Origin of the sequence: Plastoroseomonas hellenica (genome assembly GCF_018129085.1) — a bacterium.
GTDB classification, from domain to species: domain Bacteria; phylum Pseudomonadota; class Alphaproteobacteria; order Acetobacterales; family Acetobacteraceae; genus Plastoroseomonas; species Plastoroseomonas hellenica.
The window spans coordinates 1-22806 of record NZ_JAAGBB010000057.1 but is presented as its reverse complement, the minus strand read 5'-3'; the positions used below and the strand labels follow the sequence as shown (position 1 = coordinate 22806).

At 70.7% G+C, this 22806-nt stretch carries 25 protein-coding genes; 19 read left to right on the top strand and 6 right to left on the bottom strand.

Annotated elements, in window-relative coordinates; genetic code table 11:
• Positions 1-12 precede the first annotated feature (12 nt).
• The 3 genes from GXW71_RS29130 to fabD all read right to left on the bottom strand — a co-directional run bounded on the left by GXW71_RS29130 (position 13) and on the right by fabD (position 2193).
• Entirely contained in the window at positions 13-252 is a 240-nt protein-coding gene (locus tag GXW71_RS29130) for an acyl carrier protein (RefSeq protein WP_211856228.1), read from the bottom strand.
• Positions 253-467: 215 nt separating this feature from the next.
• A complete protein-coding gene (fabG, locus tag GXW71_RS29125) occupies positions 468-1205 on the bottom strand; it encodes a 3-oxoacyl-[acyl-carrier-protein] reductase (protein ID WP_211856227.1) in 738 nt (245 codons plus the stop codon).
• 28 nt (positions 1206-1233) lie between these two features.
• Positions 1234-2193 carry an ACP S-malonyltransferase gene (gene fabD, locus GXW71_RS29120; protein ID WP_211856226.1) on the bottom strand — a complete coding sequence of 320 codons (960 nt, stop codon included), beginning with the start codon at positions 2191-2193 and terminating at the stop codon, positions 1234-1236.
• A gap of 246 nt (positions 2194-2439) precedes the next feature.
• Here fabD and rpsF point away from each other — a divergent pair, with 246 nt between their 5' ends.
• The 12 genes from rpsF (at position 2440) to GXW71_RS29060 (ending at position 12410) form a co-directional block, all read left to right on the top strand.
• A complete protein-coding gene (gene rpsF, locus GXW71_RS29115; protein WP_211856225.1) occupies positions 2440-2910 on the top strand; it encodes a 30S ribosomal protein S6 in 471 nt (156 codons plus the stop codon).
• Positions 2911-2916: 6 nt separating this feature from the next.
• Complete coding sequence (gene rpsR / locus GXW71_RS29110; RefSeq protein ID WP_211856224.1) at positions 2917-3195, top strand: 30S ribosomal protein S18; 279 nt, start codon at positions 2917-2919, stop codon at positions 3193-3195.
• A 33-nt stretch (positions 3196-3228) separates the two neighbouring features.
• Positions 3229-4146 (top strand): DUF2232 domain-containing protein, encoded by a 918-nt coding sequence (locus GXW71_RS29105; protein ID WP_211856223.1) that lies wholly within the window; start codon positions 3229-3231, stop codon positions 4144-4146.
• Entirely contained in the window at positions 4143-4709 is a 567-nt protein-coding gene (rplI, locus tag GXW71_RS29100; protein WP_211856222.1) for a 50S ribosomal protein L9, read from the top strand. Before GXW71_RS29105 ends, rplI begins: the two co-directional genes overlap by 4 nt.
• Before the next feature lie 288 nt (positions 4710-4997).
• Positions 4998-6515, top strand: a complete 1518-nt coding sequence (locus GXW71_RS29095) for a replicative DNA helicase (protein ID WP_211856221.1) — start codon at positions 4998-5000, stop codon at positions 6513-6515.
• On the top strand, positions 6505-7566 hold the full coding sequence (gene alr / locus GXW71_RS29090) for an alanine racemase (RefSeq protein WP_211856220.1): 1062 nt from the start codon (positions 6505-6507) through the stop codon (positions 7564-7566). Before GXW71_RS29095 ends, alr begins: the two co-directional genes overlap by 11 nt.
• Before the next feature lie 56 nt (positions 7567-7622).
• The gene (locus GXW71_RS29085; RefSeq protein ID WP_211856237.1) at positions 7623-8402 is read left to right on the top strand and encodes an MlaE family ABC transporter permease; all 780 of its coding nucleotides are present in this window, start codon (positions 7623-7625) and stop codon (positions 8400-8402) included.
• Between the two features lie 139 nt (positions 8403-8541).
• Positions 8542-9312: an ABC transporter ATP-binding protein gene (locus GXW71_RS29080; RefSeq protein ID WP_211856219.1), complete on the top strand. Its 771-nt coding sequence runs from the start codon at positions 8542-8544 to the stop codon at positions 9310-9312.
• Positions 9313-9316: 4 nt separating this feature from the next.
• A complete protein-coding gene (locus tag GXW71_RS29075; protein WP_211856218.1) occupies positions 9317-9784 on the top strand; it encodes a GNAT family N-acetyltransferase in 468 nt (155 codons plus the stop codon).
• 89 nt (positions 9785-9873) lie between these two features.
• Complete coding sequence (locus tag GXW71_RS29070) at positions 9874-10755, top strand: TauD/TfdA dioxygenase family protein (protein WP_211856217.1); 882 nt, start codon at positions 9874-9876, stop codon at positions 10753-10755.
• 32 nt (positions 10756-10787) lie between these two features.
• Complete coding sequence (locus GXW71_RS29065) at positions 10788-11939, top strand: putative sulfate/molybdate transporter (protein WP_211856216.1); 1152 nt, start codon at positions 10788-10790, stop codon at positions 11937-11939.
• A 36-nt stretch (positions 11940-11975) separates the two neighbouring features.
• Positions 11976-12410, top strand: coding sequence for a thiol-disulfide oxidoreductase DCC family protein (locus GXW71_RS29060; RefSeq protein ID WP_211856215.1), 435 nt, complete (start codon positions 11976-11978; stop codon positions 12408-12410).
• Between the two features lie 11 nt (positions 12411-12421).
• Here the strand turns inward: GXW71_RS29060 and GXW71_RS35310 are convergent, their stop codons facing one another.
• The gene (locus GXW71_RS35310) at positions 12422-13486 is read right to left on the bottom strand and encodes a methyl-accepting chemotaxis protein (RefSeq protein ID WP_211856214.1); all 1065 of its coding nucleotides are present in this window, start codon (positions 13484-13486) and stop codon (positions 12422-12424) included.
• A 145-nt stretch (positions 13487-13631) separates the two neighbouring features.
• On the opposite strand from GXW71_RS35310, the gene radA reads away from it, so the two are divergent.
• The 4 genes from radA to GXW71_RS29035 all read left to right on the top strand — a co-directional run bounded on the left by radA (position 13632) and on the right by GXW71_RS29035 (position 18078).
• Positions 13632-15035: a DNA repair protein RadA gene (gene radA, locus GXW71_RS29050; protein ID WP_211856213.1), complete on the top strand. Its 1404-nt coding sequence runs from the start codon at positions 13632-13634 to the stop codon at positions 15033-15035.
• Positions 15036-15308: 273 nt separating this feature from the next.
• Entirely contained in the window at positions 15309-15839 is a 531-nt protein-coding gene (locus tag GXW71_RS29045) for a CvpA family protein (RefSeq protein WP_408901840.1), read from the top strand.
• Between the two features lie 80 nt (positions 15840-15919).
• A complete protein-coding gene (gene purF / locus GXW71_RS29040; RefSeq protein ID WP_211856236.1) occupies positions 15920-17374 on the top strand; it encodes an amidophosphoribosyltransferase in 1455 nt (484 codons plus the stop codon).
• A complete protein-coding gene (locus GXW71_RS29035; protein WP_211856211.1) occupies positions 17371-18078 on the top strand; it encodes an SDR family NAD(P)-dependent oxidoreductase in 708 nt (235 codons plus the stop codon). Before purF ends, GXW71_RS29035 begins: the two co-directional genes overlap by 4 nt.
• 33 nt (positions 18079-18111) lie before the next feature.
• Here GXW71_RS29035 and GXW71_RS29030 read toward each other — a convergent pair whose 3' ends face one another.
• The gene (locus GXW71_RS29030; protein ID WP_211856210.1) at positions 18112-19206 is read right to left on the bottom strand and encodes a 3-deoxy-7-phosphoheptulonate synthase; all 1095 of its coding nucleotides are present in this window, start codon (positions 19204-19206) and stop codon (positions 18112-18114) included.
• A 260-nt stretch (positions 19207-19466) separates the two neighbouring features.
• Here GXW71_RS29030 and murA point away from each other — a divergent pair, with 260 nt between their 5' ends.
• From murA to GXW71_RS29015, 3 genes are read left to right on the top strand one after another with little or no spacing between them, the layout of a single operon-like run.
• A complete protein-coding gene (gene murA / locus GXW71_RS29025; protein ID WP_211856209.1) occupies positions 19467-20801 on the top strand; it encodes a UDP-N-acetylglucosamine 1-carboxyvinyltransferase in 1335 nt (444 codons plus the stop codon).
• Positions 20798-21505: an aspartate/glutamate racemase family protein gene (locus GXW71_RS29020; protein WP_211856208.1), complete on the top strand. Its 708-nt coding sequence runs from the start codon at positions 20798-20800 to the stop codon at positions 21503-21505. Before murA ends, GXW71_RS29020 begins: the two co-directional genes overlap by 4 nt.
• Positions 21505-22062: a chlorite dismutase family protein gene (locus GXW71_RS29015; protein ID WP_211856207.1), complete on the top strand. Its 558-nt coding sequence runs from the start codon at positions 21505-21507 to the stop codon at positions 22060-22062. Before GXW71_RS29020 ends, GXW71_RS29015 begins: the two co-directional genes overlap by 1 nt.
• Before the next feature lie 11 nt (positions 22063-22073).
• Here GXW71_RS29015 and GXW71_RS29010 read toward each other — a convergent pair.
• Positions 22074-22806: CaiB/BaiF CoA transferase family protein (locus tag GXW71_RS29010; protein WP_211856206.1), on the bottom strand; the 733-nt coding region annotated here is incomplete at its 5' end.

Genomic DNA, 22806 nt, shown 5'->3' with positions numbered 1-22806 from the left:
GCGATCGAGGCGTTATTCCGCCTTCTGCTTCTCGATGTACTCGATGGCGTCCTTCACGGTCGTGATCTTCTCGGCCGCATCGTCCGGGATCTCGACGCCGAAGGCTTCCTCGAAGGCCATCACGAGCTCGACCGTGTCGAGGCTGTCGGCACCGAGGTCATCGATGAACGAAGCCTCGTTCGTCACCTTCGACTCCTCGACGCCGAGATGCTCGACGACGATCTTCTTCACCTTCTCGGCGGTATCGCTCATCGGGGTCACTCTCTCCATCTGGCGGGCCTGGCCCGCATCTTGCTGAACCGTCTGTCGAACTGTCTCGCGGAGGTCTGTCCGGCACGGTTTCCGGCCTGAAAGGTCCGGATTCGCGCGCATCCCCCGCGGCGGGCGGCGCTTACCATGGAACGAAGGAGCGGCCTAGGCTGTGAGGGGGGCCGGGGTCAAGGGGCGCTGCCCACCCCAATATCACCTCAGATCATCGCCATGCCGCCGTTCACATGCAAGGTCTGCCCGGTCACCCAGGCGGCGGCCGGGGAGGCCAGGTAGACCACGGCCCCCGCGATATCCTCGGGCGTCCCCATCCGGGCGGCCGGGATACGGGATAGCAACGCCGTCCGCTGCGCCTCATTCAGCGCATCGGTCATGGCGGTCTTCACGAAGCCGGGGGCGACGACATTCACCGTCACGCCGCGCGTCGCGACCTCCTGCGCCAGGGACTTCGACATGCCGATCAGCCCGGCCTTGGCGGCCGCGTAGTTGGCCTGGCCGGCATTGCCGGTCACGCCGACGATCGAGGCGATCGAGACGATCCGGCCCCAGCGCTTCTTCATCATGCCGCGCAACGCCGACCGGGCCAGTCGGAAGGGCGCGGTGAGATCGACATCCAGCACCGCCTGCCAGTCGGCGTCCCCCATGCGCAGCGCCAGCATGTCGCGGGTGAAGCCGGCATTGTTCACGAGGATGTCGAGCGAGCCCCCTTCCCCTTCGACCTTCTCGACCAGCGCCGCCGGGGCAGCGGGATCGGCGAGGTCGGCCGGGGCGACGATGACCCGGCTGCCGAGCTCGGCCGCCAGCGCCTCCAGCTCGGCCGCGCGGCGGCCGGTGATGGCGACGGTGGCGCCAGCTTGGTGCAGGGCGCGGGCAGTGGCGGCCCCGATGCCACCGGTGGCACCCGTGACCAGGGCGACCTTGCCTTCGAGGGAGAACATCGGTGGCGTCTCTTTCTTCAGCGGGCTTCTAGAGGGTCTTCAGGAAGGCTTCGATATCGGTGGGCGTGCCGATCGCGCCAGCCTCGGCCTCCGGGGCATTGCGCTTCATCAGACCGGTCAGCACGCGGCCGGCGCCGATCTCGGCGAAGCGGGTGACGCCCATGCCGGCCATGGCGGCGACGCATTCGCGCCAGCGGACATTGCCGGTCACCTGCTCGACCAGCAGGCGGCGGATCTCGGCGGGCTCGGTCGCCTTGGCAGCGGTGACGTTGGCCACCACCGGCACCACGGGTGTCGCGATCGCCGTCTCCGCCAGCGCTTCGGCCATCGCATCGGCGGCCGGCGCCATCAGGGCGGAATGGAAGGGGGCAGAGACCGGCAGCAGCATGGCGCGCTTCACGCCGGCGGCCTTGGCGGCTTCGATCGCGCGCTCCACCGCCGCCTTGTGGCCGGAGATCACCACCTGCCCGCCGCCATTGTCGTTGGCGGCCTGGACGATCTCCTTGGCCCCGGTCTCTGGGTCGGTCGCGGCGGCTTCGCAGATGCTCCGCGCCTGCTCCAGCTCGGCACCGAGGAGGGCGGCCATGGCGCCGGTGCCCGGCGGCGTCGCCTTCTGCATGGCATCCCCGCGCAGCCGCAGCAGACGCGCGGCGGTTGGGACATCGAAGGCGCCGGCGGCGGTCAGTGCCGAGTATTCGCCAAGCGAATGGCCAGCCACCAGCGCGACCTTGGACGCCAGATCGAAGCCGCCCTCCCGCACCAGCACCCGGAGCACCGCCAGCGAGACCGCCATCAGCGCCGGCTGGGCGTTGGCGGTGAGCGTCAGCTCCTCCAATGGGCCTTCCCACATCAGGCGGGACAGGTGCTGCTTCAGCGCCTCGTCCACCTCCTGGAAGACCTCGCGGGCCGGCGCGAAGGCGGCGGCGAGGTCGCGGCCCATGCCGACGGCCTGGCTGCCCTGGCCGGGGAAGACGAAGGCGAGCGCCATGCGTTCTCGGTTCCGTGACTGGTCGTGTGGCGAGGGGGCCGGGGTTAGCGGGGCGGCGGGGCAGATGTCAATTCGCGGTGCCGCGCTTTTGCGCGTCCCCGCTGGACTCGCAGCGCCAAACCTGCTTTACGCCCCGCTTCCCTGCCGGGCGCGGAGGCATCGCGCGCGGCTATGCCCGTTTGTGTCCCCGCCGGCATGGTGCCTGGCGCCGGGACCCCTGGGCTGAGACAGCCGAAGGGAGTACATATGCCGCTGTACGAAACCGTGTTCATTGCACGGAACGATATCACGCAACAGCAGGTCGAGGCGATCGCGGAGCTCGTCGCCACCACCCTGGCCGCCGGCGGCGGCGAGGTGAAGAAGCGCGAGTACTGGGGCCTTCGCGGCCTCGCCTACCGCATCAAGAAGAACCGCAAGGGGCATTACATGCTCCTCGGCCTCGAGACGCCGGCACCGGCGCTGCTCGAGGTGGAGCGCCAGCTCGGCCTGCATGAGGACGTGCTGCGCACCATGACGATCCGCGTCGATGCGATCGATGAGGCGCCGTCGGCGATCCTCTCGAAGCGCGGCGAGGAGCGTGACCGCGACCGCGGCTTCCGTGGTCCGCGTCCGGCCGGGCGCTTCAGCTCGGGCCGCGGCGGCCGCGAGCGCGGCGACGACCGCGAGGAATTCCGCGCCCGTTCGCGCGACGATGGCGACCAGGGCGGCGAGGAGTAATCAGCCATGTCCGAAACGACCGACCTCTCCCCCGCCGCCCGCCGCCCGGCCGTCGGCGCCCGCCGCCCCTTCTATCGCCGGCGCAAGTCCTGCCCGTTCAGCGGGCCGAGCGCGCCGAAGATCGACTACAAGGACGTGCGCCTTCTCTCCCGCTTCCTGTCGGAGCGCGGGAAGATCGTGCCGTCGCGCATCACGGCGGTGAGTGCCAAGAAGCAGCGTGAGCTGGCCCAGGCCATCAAGCGCGCCCGCTTCCTGGCGCTGCTGCCCTACGTCATCAACGACTGAGCGCCGGAGCGCCGGCGGAAACGGATGACGGCCATGGCGGCCCAGCCGGGAAGCGGCATCGCGCATGATCCACGGTGGCTCGCTGCCGGCGCGGGGGGATTCCTCGCGGCGGCGGCGGAGCTGTGGCTGATTCGCGGGCTGCCCGGCGGGATGCTGATGGGCTGGTTCGCCTCTCTGCCGGTCCTGGCCGCGGGCTTCGCGGCCGGGCCGGTGGCGGCGATCGGTGCCGGCGGGCTGGCCGGGGTGTTGCTCTGGCTCGTCTCAGGCCCTTGGCCCGTGCTGCATTTCGCGGCGCTGGCCGGGCTGCCCGGCATGGCGTTGCCGCTGCTGGCGATGCGTCCGCAAGGCTTCGTGCCCGGCGGGGCCATGGTCTTCTTCGGCTTGTATCCGCTGCTGCTGCTGGGCTGGGGGGCGATGGAATTCGCCGCCTATCCGGGCGGGGTGATGGGGATGCTTGCGGACTCCATCCGCCAAGCGATGCAGGAGTTCCCGGCACTCGCGGTGTCGGAGACCATGCAGGCGCGTGTGGCGCGGCTGATCCCGGTGCTGCTGGCGCTGTGGCTGGCCGTCATCACCTCGATCAACGCCATGATCGCGCAGCGCCTGCTGGCCCGGCGTGGCTTCGCGCTGCTGCCGTCCCTGGATCTGGCGGCCGTGCGGCTGCCTTTCTGGTACGCGCTGCTGCCACCGGCCGCCGCCGGCGTCTGGCTGATGGACCTCGACGACGGCCTGCGGCTCGCGGTCTTCCTGATCCTGCTGCTGCCCTTCTTCTTCCAGGGCCTCGCCGGCGTGCATCGCCGCTCGGCCGGGCTGCGGGGACGGGGCGTGGCGCTCACCGGCTTCTACGTTCTGATGGTGTATTTCCTGCCAACCATAGGCCCCGCCGTCGTGGCGCTGGGCCTCTACGACCAGTGGGCGCGCCGCGCACCACGCGGAGGCAATCCGACATGATCGAAGTCATCCTGATGCAGCGGGTCGAGAAGCTCGGCCAGATGGGCGAGCTGGTGAAGGTCCGCCCGGGCTATGCGCGCAACTACCTGCTGCCGACCGGCAAGGGCATCCGCGCCAGCAAGGAGAACCTCGCCCGCTTCGAGCGCGAGCGCGCCCAGCTCGAGGCGCAGAACCTGAAGCGCCGCGAGGAAGCCGAGCGCGTCGCCGAGCGCGTCCACGGCCTCGCGGTCGTGTTGATCCGCACGGCGGGCGAATCGGGCAGCCTCTATGGCTCCGTCACCGCGCGCGACATCGCGGTCGGCTGCGCCGAAGGCGGGCTGAAAGTGGGCCGCGATCAGGTGCTGCTTGAGCATCCGATCAAGACGCTCGGCGTCACCACGGTGCGCGTGGCGCTGCATCCGGAAGTCTCGATCCCGGTTACGGTCAACGTGGCCCGCTCGGTCGAGGAAGCCGAGAAGCAGGCCCGCGGCGAGAGCCTGACCGCCGAGTCCGAGGCCGAGGAGCGCAGCCTGGAGGCCGAGCTCGCCGCCGAGCTCGAAATCGGCGCGGCGCTGCAGGAGTAACCCGCGCCTGGGCGGGCGGACCGGTCGCCTGACCGGTCCGAGGCCGCGAACGCGGCCCGCGCGGAGTCGCGCGAAAGCCAAGCGCGCGGAGCGCGCGCCCGGCGTTTGAGGGCTGATAAAAGGGAAGGCGGGGACGCTTGTGCGTCCCCGCCTTCTTCTTTCTTGCCCGGTTTTGTTCAGCCGGCTTGACCCTGATGACATGGCGCTTGCGCGGCGCCCCCGATATCCCCGTTACTCACAGGGTCGGGCGCGCCGCGCCGACCCTCACTCCGCGCTAGACTGCAGGCCATGAACACTTTCGAATCGCTGGGAGGGAACGGGCTGCTCGGGCAATCGCTCCGCATGCCGCCATCGAACGCCCAGGCCGAGCAGGCGCTGCTCGGTGCCTTGCTTGCGAACAACAAGGCCTATGAGCGCATCGGCGAGTTCCTGGCCGAGCATCATTTCGCCGACCCGATCCATGGCCGCATCTTCCGCGCCATCCAGCGGCGGATCGAAGCCGGCCAGCTTGCCGACGTCGTCACCCTCCGCGCCGAGTTCGAGCATGGCGGCGTGCTGGACGAGGTTGGCGGCCCGCCCTATCTCGCGCAGCTCCTGACCGCCATGGTCGGCGTCATCAATGCCGGCGAATACGGGCGGGTCATCTACGACGCCTGGCTGCGCCGGCAGTTGATCGATGTCGGCGAGACCATCGTCAACAACGCTTTCGGCGCGGAGGCGGAGCTCGACGCCCGTGGCCAGCTCGAGAATGCCGAGCAGCAGCTCTTCGATCTGGCCAAGGATGGCGGCGGCGAAGGCGGCTTCGTCTCCTTCGAGCGCGCCCTGGCCGATGCGGTGCTGCTCGCCGAGCATGCCTTCTCGACCCCGGGCGGCGTGTCGGGGCTGTCGACGGGGCTCCGCGACCTCGACGCCAAGACCGGCGGGCTGCATCCCTCCGATCTCATCATCCTCGCCGGGCGTCCCGGCATGGGGAAGACCGCGCTCGCGACCAAGATCGCCTTCGGCGCGGCGCGCGCCCTGGTCCGCATCGCGCAGGACAAGGACCCGCAGGCGCAGCCCAAGGGCGGCGTCGCGATCTTCTCCCTCGAAATGAGCGCCGACCAGCTCGCGACCCGCCTGCTGTCGGAGGAGGCGCGCGTCTCGGGCGACCGCATCCGCCGCGGCGACATCAGCCAGCGCGACTTCGACAACTTCGTGAATGTCAGTCGCGAGATCGGCACCCTGCCGCTCTATATCGACGATACCCCGGCGATCACCATCTCCGCGCTGCGCACCCGTTGCCGGCGCCTCAAGCGCACACGGGGGCTCGATCTCGTGGTGGTGGACTACCTCCAGCTCATGCGCCCGGCCGCCGGCACCAAGCCGGAAAGCCGCGTGCTGGAAATCTCGATGATTACCCAAGGGCTGAAGGCGATCGCCAAGGAGCTCTCGGTGCCGGTGATCGCACTCTCCCAGCTCTCGCGCGCCGTCGAGCAGCGCGAGGACAAGCGGCCGCAGCTCTCGGACCTCCGTGAATCCGGTTCGATCGAGCAGGACGCCGACATGGTGATGTTCGTCTACCGCGACGAATACTATGTGCGGGCGCAGGAGCCGAAAGCGACCGCATTCGAGAATCCGGAAAAGTTCGAGGAGGCCGTCGAGCGCTGGAAGCAGCGCATGAACGACGCCTACAACCTCGCCGATCTCATCATCTCCAAGCAGCGCCACGGCCCGACCGGCACCATCCCGCTGTTCTTCGAAGCGGAGTTCACCCGCTTCGCCGACCTCGACAACACGCATCGCGACGGGGCGGGCCATGGCGATTAGCGCGCGAGGGGTGGTCACGGTCGACCTCGCCGCGGTCGTCGCCAATTGGCGCCTGCTCCATGACCGGCACGCGCCGGGCGCGGTCGCCGGGGTGGTGAAGGCCGATGGCTACGGATTGGGCGCCGGCCCGGTGGCGCGGGCCCTCTACGCTGCCGGCTGCGGTCACTTCTTCGTGGCGCAGCTCGGGGAAGGCATGGCGCTGCGGGCGGCGATCGGACCCGGGCCGATGATCGCGGTGCTGAACGGCTTCGCGCCCGGCGCCGACGAGGATGCGGGGCTGATGCCGGTGCTGAACACGCTCGGCGACGTCGCACGGCATCGCGGGCGGCCGGCGATCCTGCATCTCGACACCGGCATGGCGCGGCTCGGGCTGGATGCGCGGGAGCAGGCACGGCTGGCTGAGGATGCCGAGCTTCGAAACAGCCTCAATTTGCGCTTCGTGATGACGCATCTGGCCTGTGCCGACGAGCCGGCGCATCCGCTGAACGCCCTGCAGGCGGCGCGCTTCGCCGAGACGGCGGCATTGTTCCCCGGCATCCCCCGCAGCCTGGCGAATTCCAGCGGGTTGTTCCTGGGGCAGGGTTTCGCCTCCGACCTCGCGCGGCCCGGCTGCGCGCTCTACGGGATCAACCCGCAGCCGGGCGGGCCCAACCCGATGCGGCCGGTGATGCGCCTCGACGTACCGGTGCTCCAGGTGCGGGAGATCGGCACGGGTGACACTGTCGGTTACGGCGCGAGCTGGGGGGCGCCCCGGCCGTCCCGCATTGCCACGGTTGCGGCGGGCTATGCGGATGGCTACCTAAGGTCCCTCTCGGGCCGCGCATCCGCCGCCATTGGCGACAGGCCCGTGCCATTGGTGGGCCGTGTCTCGATGGATCTCATCACGCTCGACGTCACCGAATTCCCTGACGTGGTTCAAGGGACGCAGGTCACCCTGATCGGCGGGCCCGGCTGCTCCCCGGACGAGCTGGCGGCCGCCTGCGGCACCATCGGCTACGAGATCCTGACCTCGCTCGGCCCGCGCTACGCGCGCGCGTACCTGCCGGCGTGAGCGCCGCCGAGGGGCAGGATGCCGTGCCGCGCCCGGCGGCGGGCGGCGCCGCGGCCATGGTGCTGGACGGGATCGCCGCCATCGGCCGCGGCGTGATCGGCGTGACCCGCGACCTCGGTGCCGTCACGCTGTTCGCCGCGGAGGCTGTGTCGCACCTGGTGCGACCGCCCTTCTACGGGCGCATCCTGCTGCGGCACTTCATCGAGATCGCCTATTTCAGCCTGCCGGTGGTGGCGCTGACCGCTGTTTTCACCGGCATGGTGCTGGCGCTGCAATCCTATACCGGCTTCGCGCGCTTCAACGCGGAAGGCGCGGTCGCCAACGTCGTCGTGCTCTCGATCACCCGGGAACTCGGCCCGGTGCTGGCGGGGCTGATGGTCGCCGGCCGCATCGGCGCCGCCTTCGCGGCCGAGATCGGCACCATGCGCGTCACCGACCAGATCGACGCGCTGACCACGCTCTCCACCAACCCGATGAAATACCTGGTGGCGCCGCGCCTGCTGGCGGCCAGCATCGCGCTGCCGCTGCTGGTCGTGGTGGCCGACATCCTCGGCGTCATGGGCGGCTGGCTCATCGGCTCGGTGAGGCTCGGCTTCGCCTCGCAGAGCTACTTGAGCGCGACCTTCAACTTCCTGCAATTCGCCGACGTGCTGAGCGGGCTCGTGAAGGCGGCGGCGTTCGGCTTCGTCATCGCGCTGATGGGCTGCTGGTGCGGCTATCACAGCCGGGGCGGCGCCCAGGGCGTGGGCGGCGCCACCACCACTGCGGTCGTCGCCTCCTCCATCCTGATCCTGGCGTTCGACTACGTGCTGACCGAGCTGTTCTTCGCCCGATGATACCGCCGAGCCTGATAGCTGATTCCTTCGTTGTTGTCCTGTCTGTGGAGAGGCTCGGCGGTATCGCGCGCGGGGTTGGCGGGGTGGCCGCGCGCCAGATGAAGACTCTCATACCGGGCCAGCCTATAGGCTGGCCGGTATGAGCCAGCCGAAGATCCGCCTCAGCGGACTGACCAAGAGCTTTGGCGAGAAGCGGGTGCTGGACGGCATCGATCTCGACATGACGGCCGGGCGGTCGATGGTGATCCTGGGCGGTTCCGGCTCCGGCAAGTCGGTCACGCTGAAATGCATGCTCGGGCTGCTGGTCCCGGATGCGGGCATGGTCGAGATCGACGGCCGTGACGTGCTCAAGATGCCGCGGCGGGAGCGGGAAGCGCTGAACGACCGCATCGGCATGCTGTTCCAGAATGGCGCCCTCTTCGACAGCCTGCCGGTCTGGGAGAATGTCTGCTTCAAGCTGCTGGCGCAGAAGCGCATCACCCGCGCCGCCGCCCGCGACAAGGCCGCCGAGGTGCTGGCGCAAGTGGGACTGGCCGCCAGCGTCGGCGACCTGTCGCCGGCCGAGCTCTCGGGCGGCATGCAGAAGCGCGTCGGCCTCGCCCGCGCCATCGCCTCCGAACCCGAAATCCTCTTCTTCGACGAGCCGACCACCGGGCTCGATCCGATCATGGGCGCGGTCATCGACGGCCTGATCCGGGATTGCGTGCAACGACTGGGCGCCACTGCCGTTTCGATCACCCACGACATGGCGAGCGCCAGGCGCATCGGCGATGAGGCGGCGATGCTGCACAAGGGCCGCATCGTCTGGACCGGCCCCGCCGCCGAGCTCGGCCATACCGGCAATGCGATGGTCGATCAATTCGCGCGTGGGGAGCGCGAGGGGCCGATTCAGATGGAGCTCAGGCGGTAGCGGCATGGGCCACCGGATCCTCACCGTATCCGAGCGGCCCGACCTCGCGCCCATCGTCGCCCGGTGGCGGGTGGAGGCCTTCTTCGACTATCCGGGCGGCTGGACGGTCGAGACGATGACGGCGGCGATCCTGGCGCCGCCGGACGGCCCCGAGGAGACCTTCGTCCTGTTCGATCAGGATCGCCCCGTCGGAACCGCCGGCCTGGTGCGTGAGGACCTGGAAACGCGCCCCGACCTCACGCCCTGGCTTGCAGCGGTTTTCGTCGAGCCCGCCTGCCGCGGACGTGGCTATGCCAGTGCCTTGGTGCGGCAGGTCGAAGCCTTCGCGCGGGCCGCTTCCGTGCCGGTTCTGTGGCTCTACACCAGGGCAGCCGAACCGCTCTACGCACGCCTCGGCTGGCAGCGGGTGGGGCTGGGCCGGGACGGGGACCATGAGGTGGTGCTGATGCGGCGCGACCTGACTGGAATCTGACCGCGCATGCCTCCCATGCCCGGCTTGACCGGGCTTCCGCACGCGGCGCAGGCTTTCCGCATAAGAACAAGCCTGTGGAGGTCCGTTTCATGCCGCTTACCCTCACGCCGCTGCATCCGGTCTTCGCCGCCAGGGCCGAAGGCCTCGACCTCACCCGGCCGCTGACCCCGGAAGTGGCTGCCGAGGTCCATGCGGCGATGGACCGCTACGCGGTGCTGGTGATCCCGGACCAGCGCATCGACGACGACCAGCAGATGGCCTTCGGGGGCGCGCTCGGCACCATCGAGGCGACGCGCGGCGTGGTCGATGTCGAGAAGCACCGCCTCAAGCACGACACGATGAACGACATCTCCAACCTCGACACCGACGGCAAGCTGCTGGCGGCCAATGACCGGCGCCGGCTGTTCTCGCTCGGCAACCGGCTCTGGCACAGCGACAGCAGCTTCAAGGCGACACCGGCGAAATACTCCATGCTGCATGCGCGGGTGATCCCGCCCGAGGGCGGCGAGACCGAGTTCGCCGACATGCGCGCCGCCTGGGACGCGCTGCCGGCCGCGATGCAGGCGAAGCTCCAGGAGCTGATCACCCATCACTCCTTGATCTATTCGCGCGCCATCCTCGGCTTCGAGGATTACACGGAGGAGGAGCGGCGGCGCTTCGCGCCGGTGCGCCAGCGGCTGGTGCGGCGGCATGCAAATGGCCGGCAGTCGCTCTACCTCTCCTCGCATGCCGGCACGATCGAGGGCTGGCCGGTGCCGGAGGCGCGGGCGCTGCTGCGCGACCTGACGGAGCACGCGACGCAGCGCGACTTCGTCTATCGCCACCAATGGCGGGTGGGGGAGCTGGTGATGTGGGACAACCGCACCACCATGCATCGCGCCCGCCCCTTCGACGATCACGCCCATGCCCGCGACATGCGCCGGGTGACCATCGAGGACGATGCGCCGACCGTCGCGCAGCGGGCGGCGTAGCCGCCGATCCCGCGCCTGCGGTAGAATGGCGCATGGACGCCACGCCGCCCGCAGCGCCGCCGCGGCACCGCCTGCTGCATGAAGCGGCGGGCGCCTGCGGCGACCTCGGCACCTTCATCCCGCATGCGATCGGCGCCATGGCGGTGGCGGGCCTGGCGCCCGCCGGTGTGCTGTTCGGGTTCGGTGCCTCCCTGATCGGGGCCGGCCTGTTCTACGGGCTGCCGATGGCGGTGCAGCCGATGAAGGCCGTCTCCGCCGTGCTGCTGACCGGGCAGCTCTCCCCCGGCGCCACGGCCGCGGCGGGGCTGATGCTCGGCGCCGTCATGCTGCTGCTCGGTGCCACCGGGCTGATCGGGCGGGTAGCGCGGCTGATCCCGCAATCGGTCGCGGCCGGGCTGCAACTCGGGCTCGGGCTGCTGATGGGCTGGCTCGGGCTCAAGATGATGCTGGAGACGCCCTGGATCGGAGTGCCGGTGGCGGTGCTGCTCCTCGCGCTGCCGCGTCTGGCGCCGCGCCTGCCGGCCGTGCTGCTGGTATTGCCGGCGGCGGTGGTAGCAGGCCTGCTGGGCGGCGTGGCCGAGGTGCCTGGGATCGCGGGCTTCGCGCCGGGACTGCCGCCGCTGATGCTGCCGCAGGACTGGGGTGCGGTGCGGCGGGCGCTGGAATTCGCGGTGCTGCCGCAACTGCCGCTCACGCTCACCAATGCGGTGATCGTCACCGCGATCCTCTGCCGGGAGATGTTCCCGGCCCAGGCCGCACGCGCGACCGAGCGCAACCTGGCGCTGACCACCGGCATCGGGAACCTGCTGCTGGCCCCCTTCGGGGCCATGCCGATGTGCCATGGCGCGGGCGGCGTGATCGCGCAGCACCGCTTCGGTGCTCGCGGCGGGCTGGCGCCGGCGCTGCTCGGCGCCGTGTTGCTGATACTGGGCCTCGGCTTCGCGGAGAGCGCGGCCGGGATCTTCGCGGCCATCCCCGGTGCCGCGGTCGGCGCGCTGCTGCTGGTCGCCGGCACGGATCTGGCGCTGTCGCGGCGCCTGTTCGACGCACGGCCGCATTGCTGGCCGGCGATCGGCATCGCGGCCGCGGGCACGGCGCTGCTCAACCCCGCGATCGGCCTGGCGGCGGGCTGGGCGGTCGAGGCGGCGCGCGGCGCGATCGGGCGGCGGCGCACCCAGGCCTGACGGCCTGAATTCCCCAGGCCGTGTATGCTGGATGGCGTGCAGGCGCAGGACCCCATCATCGTCTTCGATACCGACTGCGTGCTTTGCAGCGGCATCGTCGCCTTCGTGCTGGCGCATGAGCGCGACCGGCAACTCCGCTTCGCGGGGGCCTGGTCGGCGGAGGGCCTGGCGCTGGCGGCGCGGCACGGCTTCTCCAGGCAGGACCTCGAGGAGACCTTCCTGCTGATTGCCGGCGGACATGTGCTGACCCGGTCCGACGCCGCTCTCGCCATCCTGCGCCACATGCGGGCGCCATGGCGCTGGCTCATGGCGCTGCGCCTGGTGCCGAGGCCGCTGCGCGACGTCGTCTATCGCTTCGTGGCACGGCGCCGCTACCGGTGGTTCGGACGCCGGGAGAACTGCACCATCGTTCCCGCGGGCGAGCGCGAGCGCTTCATTGGCGTACGCGGCAGGGCACCGGGCGCCTCATAGCGGCAGGCGCTCTACCGCGCCTGCACGATCGCGCCGTACCAGCCGAGGCCCTGGTAGGTCTCGTAGCCCGGCGTCTTATGGAAGGTGATGCCGCGGCCTTCCGCGTCGCGGTAGCTGCCGGCTTCCCGCCCTTCGGTGCGGAGCGCCACCACCTCGGCCAGCAGGCCGCGGCCGTCGCTTGCCGCCAGGACGCGGTGGCGGCTGTCGAGCAGCAGCACGCGGCTGTTGGCGCCGTCCACGCGCACGCCCTGCACCACGGCACGCGCCTGCGGCGCCCAGTCGAAATGGATGCCGAGCACGCCGATCGGACGGCCGCGCGCGGCCGCGCCCTCACGCACCGCGGCGGCATAGGTCGCGACCGGTGCGCCGCCCAGCGCCGCGCAGGCCGCGACGTCGGCGACCGCGTAGTCGTCGCCCGAAGCGCTCTCCATCGCCGCGCGGAACCAGCTCTCGCGCGAGACGTCGAAGCCCCGCACATCCCGGAAGCGATCCGGCCGGCCATGCGCGATGACCCGGCCGGCAGCGTCGCAGAGCCAGAGGTCGAGATAGACGGTATAGGCGCCGAGGATCACGCCGAGCCGGTGCTCGGCATGCGCCAGAGCCGCTTCTTCCGGCGCCGCGGCGGCATCGACCACGGCGGAATCGGTCGCCCACCAGCGCACGTCGCAGCTCCTCTCGTAGAGGTTGCGGTCCATGATCTCGATGGCATTGCGCGCCAGGTCGATCATCCGCTCGCCCCTGACCTCGGCCGCCATGCGCTCGCCCACCTGGCGGAGGGCGGTGAAGGCGCCGGCGAGCTCGGTCTCCATCTGCGCGGCCAGGCGGCCGACCTCGGCGGAAACCGCCTTCACCTCGCCGGCGACCACCGCGAAGCCGCGGCCGGCCTCCCCGGCGCGCGCCGCCTCGATCGTCGCGTTCAGCGCCAGGATGCGGGTCTGCGCGGTGATGGCCTGGATTGCCTGCGCCTTGGCCGCGGCCACGCGGGCCGCCGCTTCGACCAGGGCCAGCACCGCTTCGGGCGTCGCCGCCTCCTGCACGGGGGAGGCGGATTCGCTGGGCTGGGCGATCATGTTCATAAGGCGGCTCCATCAGCCGCCCTCGCGGCACTGCAACATTCCGCTGGAAAAGCTTACCGGCTCCTTGCCGAATCGGCTTCTCCTGGCGTTTGCGGCCGGCTATGGCTTGTCTGTCCACGTTTCGTTCTCCTGCCGCGCGAGATTCATGGCCAAGCCCCTCTCCCGCTTCGTCTGCCAGGCCTGCGGTGCCGTCAGCCCGAAATGGCAGGGGCGCTGTGATGCCTGCGGCGAATGGAACACGCTGATCGAGGAAGCCGCCGCCCCGCGCGGTCCCGGCCCTGCCGCCAAGGCAGGCGGGGGGCGGCAGATCGAATTCGTCGGCCTCAAGGGCGAAAGCGCCCCACCGCCACGCATCGGCACCGGCATCGCGGAGCTGGACCGGGTGCTGGGCGGCGGGCTGGTCGCGGCCTCCGCGGTGCTGGTGGGCGGCGATCCCGGCATCGGCAAGTCGACCATCCTGCTGCAGGCGGCGGCCCGCATCGCGGCGTCCGGCCGCCGTGCCCTCTATGTCTCGGGTGAGGAGGCGGTGGAGCAGGTGCGGCTGCGCGCTCGGCGGCTCGGCCTGTCGGAGACGCCGCTGGCGCTGGCCTCGGCGACCGCGCTCCGTGACATCGTCGCCAGCCTGGAGCGGGAGACGGAGGCGGCGCTGGTCGTCATCGACAGCATCCAGACCGTCTGGCTGGACGCGCTCGATTCGGCGCCGGGCACCGTCGCCCAGGTCCGGGCCTGCGCGGCGGAGCTGATCCGGCTGGCCAAGGCGCGTGGCTTCGCGCTGATCCTGGTCGGCCACGTCACCAAGGAAGGCACGCTGGCCGGGCCGCGGGTGCTGGAGCACATGGTCGACGCGACGCTCTACTTCGAAGGCGACCGCGGCCATCAGTTCCGCATCCTGCGCGCCACCAAGAACCGCTTCGGCGCCACCGACGAGATCGGCGTCTTCGAGATGACGGATGCGGGCCTGGTCGAGGTCGCGAACCCCTCCGCCCTGTTCCTGGCGGAGCGGCGGGGCAATGTCTCCGGCAGCGCGGTCTTCGCGGGCGTCGAGGGCACGCGGCCGGTACTGGTGGAGGTGCAGGCCCTGCTCTCGCCCAGCACGGGCGGCAGCCCGCGCCGGCAGGTGGTGGGCTGGGATTCCGGGCGGCTCTCGATGCTGCTGGCGGTGCTCGAGTCGCGCTGCGGCATGAGCCTCGGCCAGAACGACGTCTACCTGAACATCGCGGGCGGGCTGCGCATCCAGGAACCGGCCGCCGATCTTGCGGTCGCGGCGGCGCTGGCCTCGGCCGCGACCGACCGGCCGACCGACCCCGACCGCGTCTATTTCGGAGAGGTGGGCCTCTCCGGCGAAGTCCGGCAGGTCAGCCAGCCGGACCAGCGCCTGCGCGAGGCCCAGAAACTCGGCTTTCTGCAGGCGACCCTGCCGAAGCGCGCGGCGCGGGCGGGGCGCGTGCCGGCGGCGCCGGAAGGCCTGGCCCTCACGGAGGTCGGACACCTGGCCGACCTCATCGCCGGCTTCGCCGAAGCCAGCGTCAAGAAGCGGCAACCGGCGTAGGGCTACGCCTCCACGCCGCTGCCACAGGCCGCCAATAGTCCCTGCGGAGCGAGGCGCAGCCGATCCTCCTTCGCCGAGGCTCCGGAGGACGAATGCTCCGGGGCCGCGAATGCGGCCTCGCGCGCGACCGACAGTTGCCGCCAGAGCACACCTGACAGCGCGCAAGCCAAGGCCGCGGATGCGGCCGCCGGCGCTTGAGGCCATGATGATGACGCCACGCAACGCCCCCGCTATACCCCCCGCATGACCTGGGTTGATGGCGTCTTGCTGGGCGTGATCGCTGTATCGGCGATTCACGCCTTTTTCCGCGGTTTGGTGAGCGAGGCCTTGGGCGTCGGCGCCTGGATCGGCGCCGCAGTGACCGCCCTCTATGCACTGCCGCAGGTGCGCCCCATGGTCTCGCCCTATGTCGAACAGCCCTGGCTGGTTGACGCGATCGCCGCCGGCGGCGTGTTCCTGGTGGTGCTGATCATCCTGAAGATCATCATTTCCTGGATCGCGGGCATCGTTCAGGCCTCGCTGCTCTCCGGCCTCGACCGTGTGTTGGGTCTGGTATTCGGGATTGCCCGGGGTGCCTTCCTGGTCCTGCTCGCCTATATCGTGGGTGGCCTCGTGCTCCCCGCGCCGGAGCGGTGGCCGGAACCCGTGCGGGAGGCGCGGGCCCTGCCCATCGTGGCCGATGGAGCCGCGAGGCTGGTGGCACAGCTACCTGAGGAATACCGCCCCCGCCTGCCCGACCCCCCGGACAGGCCGGTGCCGACCATGGAAGAGCTGTTGCGCCCGCCGGCGCGCAGCCGCCAGTGAGGACCATGATGACCGATGCGCCCGACGCCATCGACCATGACGACGCTTCCCGTGTGCTCGACGCTTCTCCCCGCGTCCTCATGGACGACGACGACAAACCGCATGAGGAATGCGGTGTCTTCGGGGTCTGGCGCTCGACCGACGCCGCGGCGCTGACCGCCCTTGGCCTGCACGCCCTCCAGCATCGCGGGCAGGAGGCGGCGGGCATCGTCAGCCTCGACGATGGCGGGCTGTTCCACAGCCACAAGGGCCTCGGCCTGGTCGGCGACAATTTCAGCGATGCCAAGGTCATGGCCGGGCTGCCCGGCCGCGCTTCGATCGGGCACAACCGCTACGCCACCACCGGCGAGACGGCGCTGCGCAACGTGCAGCCGCTCTACGCCGATTTCGAGTTCGGCGGCTTCGCCGTCGCGCATAACGGCAACCTGACCAATGCCTATGCGTTGAAGCGCGCCCTGGTCCGCCGCGGCTGCCTGTTCCAGAGCACGACCGACAGCGAGGTCTTCGTCCACCTGATCGCGATCAGCCTCTATTCCACCGTGGTGGACCGGCTGATCGATGCGCTGAAGCAGGTGCAGGGCGCCTATAGCCTGGTGGCGCTGCACAATGGCGCGCTGCTCGGCGCCCGCGACCCGCTCGGCGTCCGGCCGCTGGTGCTCGGCCGGCTGCCGGGCCATGCCGGTGGCGGCCATGTGCTCGCCTCCGAGACCTGCGCGCTCGACATTGTCGGCGCAGAATTCGTGCGCGACATCGAGCCGGGCGAGATCGTCGTCATCGACGATGCCGGCGTGCGCAGCGTGAAGCCCTTCGGGCGGCACGAGAGCCGCTTCTGCATCTTCGAATACATCTACTTCTCGCGGCCGGACTCCGTGAGCGAGGGCACGCCGGTCTACGACACCAGGAAGCGCATTGGCGCCGAGCTGGCGCGCGAGAGCCATGTGTCGGCGGATGTGGTCGTCCCGGTGCCGGACAGCGGCGTGCCGGCGGCGATGGGCTATGCGGCCGAGGCCAAGATCCCCTTCGAGCTCGGCATCATCCGCAACCACTATGTCGGCCGCACCTTCATCGAGCCGACCGACCAGATCCGCCACCTCGGCGTGAAGCTGAAGCACAGCGCGAACAAGCCGATCCTCGCGGGCAAGCGGGTCATCCTCGTCGATGATTCGATCGTGCGCGGTACCACCAGCCGCAAGATCGTCGAGATGGTGCGCCAGGCCGGCGCGACCGAGGTGCATATGCGCATCTCCTCGCCGCCCACGACCCATAGCTGCTACTACGGCATCGACACGCCGGAGCGCTCGCAGCTCATGGCCGCCAGGCACGATCTCGAGGAGATGGCGCGCATCATCGGCGTCGACAGCCTGGCCTTCATCTCGCTCGACGGGCTCTACCGTGCCCTCGGCAAGCCGGGGCGCGACGCGAAGAAGCCGGCCTATTGCGACGCCTGCTTCACCGGCGAGTACGCGATCCCGCTGACCGACTGGCAGGACAATTCGGAGAAGCAGCTCTCGCTGCTCCAGCCCGTCGGCACGTGACGGGGCTGCTCTCGGATCGGGTGGCGCTGGTCACCGGCGCCTCCCGCGGGATCGGCGCGGCCGTCGCCATCGAGCTCGCGCGCCGCGGCGCGCATGTGGTGATCACGGCGCGCACCCAGGGCGGGCTCGAGGAGACGGATGACGCGATCCGCGAAGCAGGCGGCAAGGCGTCGCTGCTGCCGCTCGACCTCGTGCGCGACCAGGAGCAGATCGACCAGATCGGCCCTTCGATCTACGAGCGCTTCGGGCGGCTCGACATCCTGGTGCATGCGGCGGGTGCCTTGAACCGGCTGACGCCGGTCGCGCATGTCGATCCCGCCGATTGGACCACGGTGATCGGGGTGAACCTCTCGGCTGCCTGGCGGCTGATCCGGAGCTGCGATCCGCCGCTCCGCGCCTCCGATGCCGGCCGCGCGGTGTTCCTGACCGATGCCCTCGCCGGCGCACCGACGCCCTATTGGGGCATGTACGGCGCCAGCAAGGCGGGCATGGAGCATCTGGTGCGCACCTGGGCGGCGGAGGTCGCGGGGACGCGGCTGCGGATCAATCTGCACGACCCCGGCGCGGTCGCGACCAAGCTGCGCGCGCTGGCCTTCCCGGGCGAGGCACGCGAGAGCCTGCCGAAGCCCGCCGAGGTGGCGCCGGCGATCGCCGATCTCTGCGGCCCCGGCGAGACCCGGCACGCGGCAAGCCTGCCGGCCTAATCCGATTCGGCCTGCCCGCCCGAACCCCGCCGATCAGACGGCCGCCGCGGCGACCTCCTGCTTCTGGCCGGTCGACGCGCTGCGCCGCCGCGCCCGCACGGCCTCCGCCAGCGTCTCCAGCACCGCGACCGAGGTCGGCCAGTCGATGCAGCCATCGGTGATGCTCTGGCCGTAGGTCAGCATCCTGCCGGGCACCAGATCCTGGCGGCCGCCGACCAGGTTGCTCTCGACCATCGCGCCCAGGATGCGGCAGTCGCCGGCCGCGACCTGCCGGGCGACATCCGCGATCACCGCTGGCTGGTTCTCCGGATCCTTGCCGCTGTTGGCGTGGCTGGCATCGACCATGATGCGCGGCGCCAGGCCGGCCTTGATCGCGCCCGCTGCCGCCGCCTGCACGCTGTCCGCGTCGTAGTTGGGCTGCTTCCCGCCCCGCAGGATCAGGTGGCAATCCTCATTGCCGCGAGTGGAGGCGATGGCCGCCCGGCCTTCCTTGGTGACCGCGGGGAAGTGGTGGGCCTGCGAGGCCGCCAGGATCGCGTCGAGCGCGATCTTCACGTCGCCATTGGTCCCGTTCTTGAACCCGATCGGGCAGGACAGGCCGGAGGCGAGCTGGCGATGCACCTGGCTCTCGGTCGTCCGGGCGCCGATCGCGCCCCAGCTCACCAAGTCGGCGATGTATTGCGGGGTGATGGTATCCAGGAACTCGCAGCCGGCCGGCAATCCCATGCCGTTGATGTCGAGCAACAGGCCGCGGGCGATGCGCAGGCCCTCCTCGATCCGGAAGCTGTCGTCGAGCCGCGGATCGTTGATCAGCCCCTTCCACCCGACGGTCGTCCGCGGCTTCTCGAAATAGACCCGCATGACGATCTCGAGCTCCGTGCCGAAGCGCAGGCGCTGCCGCGCAAGCCGCTCGGCGTAGTCGCGCGCCGCCACGGGATCGTGGATCGAGCAGGGGCCGGCGATCACGATCAGCCGGTCGTCATCCCCATGCAGGATGCTGTGGATGGCGTGCCGCGCATCCGCGACCGTCCGGCTGACAGTGGCGCTCCGGGGTATCTCCCCGATGATGCGCGCGGGCGAGGTCAGCTCGCTGATGGTCTGGATCCGCAGATCCTCGATCGGTTCCACCTGGGTATGCCTCCTGTTGGGCCATGCCTGGCGGCACAAAAAAACCGCCAGGGAAACTGGCGGTTGTTCGGGAACTCACGATGCCTCGTCGCTTGCGCGCGCCCCTACCTCCGCCGATGTGTGCGGACGTAATAAAATCGAGCGGCGGCGATGCCAGCGAAGGACATGCCCAACACCTAGGACGGCCGCGCCGGCTTGTCACCCTCGAATCGATCGCGCATGGCAGCTAGATTGACGGAGCAAGCCAGGAGGCCGCCGCCATGATCCCCAGCCCCGATGCCTCCCTGCTTGCCGCCTCCCCCTGGTGGCGCCCGGATCCCGGCACCCATCTCGTGATCCGGGGCGGCGCCCGGCTCACCGGCACCTATCCGATCAGCGGCGCCAAGAATGCCGCCCTGCCCCTGATGGTCGCGGCGCTGCTGAGCCCGCACCTCGTGACCCTGCACAACCTGCCCGCCAATCTCGACGTCGCGGTGCTGGCGAACCTGCTGCAGCGCCTCGGCGTCGGCCTCGGCTGGTCCGGCGGCCGCGCCGGCCTCACGCTGACGCTCTGCGCCGACCGCCTGCACTCGCGACGGATCGAGGGCGCGCTGGTGGGCCGGATGCGGGCCTCGATCCTCCTCCTGGGTGCGATGCTGGGCCGCTGCGGCGAAGCCTCCCTGCCGATGCCGGGCGGGGATGCGATCGGGCTGCGGGGGATCGACTTCCATGTCGCCGGCCTGCGCGCCATGGGGGCGGAGATCGACCTCGCCGGCGGCATGATCCAGGCCCGGGCGCCGCACGGCCTGCACGGCGCCGAGATCCTGCTGCCGCAGCCCTCGGTCGGCGCGACGCAGAACCTGATGCTGGCCGCCGTGCTGGCGCGCGGCGAAACCGTGATCCGCAACGCCGCGCGCGAGCCCGAGATCGCCGATCTCGCCCGCTGCCTGATCGCGATGGGCGCTGGGATCACGGGGCTGGATGGCGACCTGCTCACCGTGCAGGGCGGCGCGTCGCTGACCGGCGCGGTGCACAGCGTCATGCCCGACCGCATCGAGACCGGGACGCTCGCCTGCGCCGCGGCGGTGACGGATGGCGCGCTGTTCCTGGAGCATGCCCGCGCCGAGCTGCTCGGCGCCGGCCTGCCTCTGCTCGCGGCGGCGGGCGTCGCGCTGGAGGAGACCGGGACCGGCCTGATCGCGCGCCGGGCTTCGGCCGGCTTGATCGGCACCGACTTCAGGACCATGCCCTATCCGGGCTTCGCGACCGACCTGCAATCGCCGGTCATGGCCATGCTCGCGACGGCGCGGGGCGCCAGCGCCATCACCGAGACCATCTTCGAACAGCGGTTCCGGCATGTGGACGAGCTCCGGAAGCTGGGCGCTGATATCACCGTCCATGGCAGGACCGCCTGGGTGCGCGGCGTCACGCGGCTAACCGGCGCCCGGGTGACGGCGACCGACCTGCGCGCCGCGGCGGCGCTGGTCCTGGCAGGGCTCGGCGCCCGGGGGGAGACGGCGCTCGACGGGCTCGAGCATCTCGATCGCGGCTATGACGGGATGGCGGAAAAGCTCGCGGCCTGCGGCGCCGACATCAGGCGGGAGGCGCGCGCGTGACGCCGCGCCATATCGGTATCGTCGGCTGCTCCGCGGAAGGTGCGGCGCTCTGCTACCGGACCATCTGCACGGAGGGCGCCGCGCTGCTCGGGCCGCATGCGCATCCCGAAATCTCCATGCACACGCATTCGCTTGCCGATTATGTCGCCTGCCTCGAGCGCGGCGACTGGGCCGGCGTCGGCGAACTGATGCTCTCCTCCGCCCGGAAGCTCGCGGCGGCCGGCGCCGAGTTGCTGATCTGCCCGGACAACACGATCCACCAGGCGCTGCCTGATATCGCGGCGCGATCGCCGCTGCCCTGGCTGCACATCGCGGAGGTCGTCGCGGCGGAAGCGAAGGCGCGCGGCTTCCGCCGCCCCGGCATCACCGGCACGCGCTGGCTGATGGACAGCGCCGTCTATCCGGAGGCGCTCGCGGCGCACGGGCTGGAACACCGGCTGCCCGATGCCGCCGAGCGTGAAGAGATCAGTCGCATCATCATGGAGGAGCTGGTCTACGGGATCTTCAAGCCGGAGGCGGTCGCCCGCTTCCGGCAGGTCTTCGGCCGCCTGCGGGATGCCGGCTGCGACGCCGTCATCCTCGGCTGCACCGAGATCCCGCTGATCATGGACGACGCGAACTCACCGCTACCAACACTCGATTCCACGCGCCTGCTGGCGCGCGCCGCGTTGCGCCGGTCGGTGCAGCGCATGATGCCCGCCTGATGCCGCCGCCGCTCTCCGTCACCTTCGCCGCCGGCGCTGCCGGCCCCTGGCGCATCGAGCGGATCGAGGCGGTGCTGGGCGAGGCCCTGCCGGCCGCGGCACGGCTCACCATGCAGGAAGGCGCCAGCGTGCCGGCGCCACCGGATGCGGTCTGGGCCTTGCGCGGCACTACCAGCAACCCGCGCTACACCACTCGCGCCGAGCTCGACGCGCTGGCGGCCGTGCAGCAGGGGCTCGGCCGGAGGCAGGCGACGCGCGCGGCGCTGATCCCGATCCGCAAGACCGAGGCCTGGTGGGCGCTCGCCCAGGATGAGCGCCGCGCCATCCTGGAGGAGAGCTCCCACCACATCGCGATCGGGCTGGACTACCTGCCGGCCGTCGCGCGCCGCCTGCATCACGGCCGCGAGCTCGGCGAGCCCTTCGACTTCCTGACCTGGTTCGAATACGCGCCGGAGGATGCCGAGGCCTTCGAGGTGCTGGTGCGGCGCCTGCGCGCGACCGAAGAATGGCGCCATGTCACGCGCGAGGTCGATATCCGGCTCAGCCGGGACGCCTGAGGCGCCATCCGCTACTTGCGGCGGTTCTCGACCAGGACGCCGTCGCGGGCGAGTGCGGCGATCTCGTCGTCGGAGAAGCCGCGGGCGCGGAGCACCGCCGCGCCATGCTCGTTGAAGCGCGGCGGCGCGCTCCTGGTGCCACCAGGCGTGCGGGAGAGCTTTATCGGCGTGCCGAGCCCCCGGAAGCCGCCGAGCTCCGTCACCATCTTCCGGTGCGCGGTGTGATCGGCCGCCATCGCCTCGTCGACATTGAGCACCGGCCCCGCCGGCAGCCCGGCGGCCAGCATGCGCCGGGTCAGCGCATGCCCGTCCTCGTCGGCGAAGCGCGCGTTCAGCACCTCGGTCAGCGCGGCGCGGTTGGTGACGCGGGCGCCATTGGTCGCGAAGCGCGGATCGCCTGCCATCTCCGGCATGCCGAGGAAGTCGCAGAACTTCCGGAAGGCGGGGTCGTTGCCGGCGGCGACGAAGACCTCGCAGGTCTTGGTCTGGAACTTGGAATAGGGCGCCAGGTTCGGGTGCGGGTTGCCGGTCGCCTGCGGGCGCTTGCTGTTGAGAAAGAAATTCGCGGCATGCGGATGCAGCAGCGCCATGCCGCAATCATGCAGCGTCATGTCGCAATACTGGCCCTGGCCTGAGGTCTTCCGCTCGTGCAGCGCCATCAGGATGGCGATCGCGGAGAAGAGGCCGGTCGCGATGTCGACGATCGGGGTGCCGAGCCTGGTCGCGCCGCTGGTCTCGGTGCCG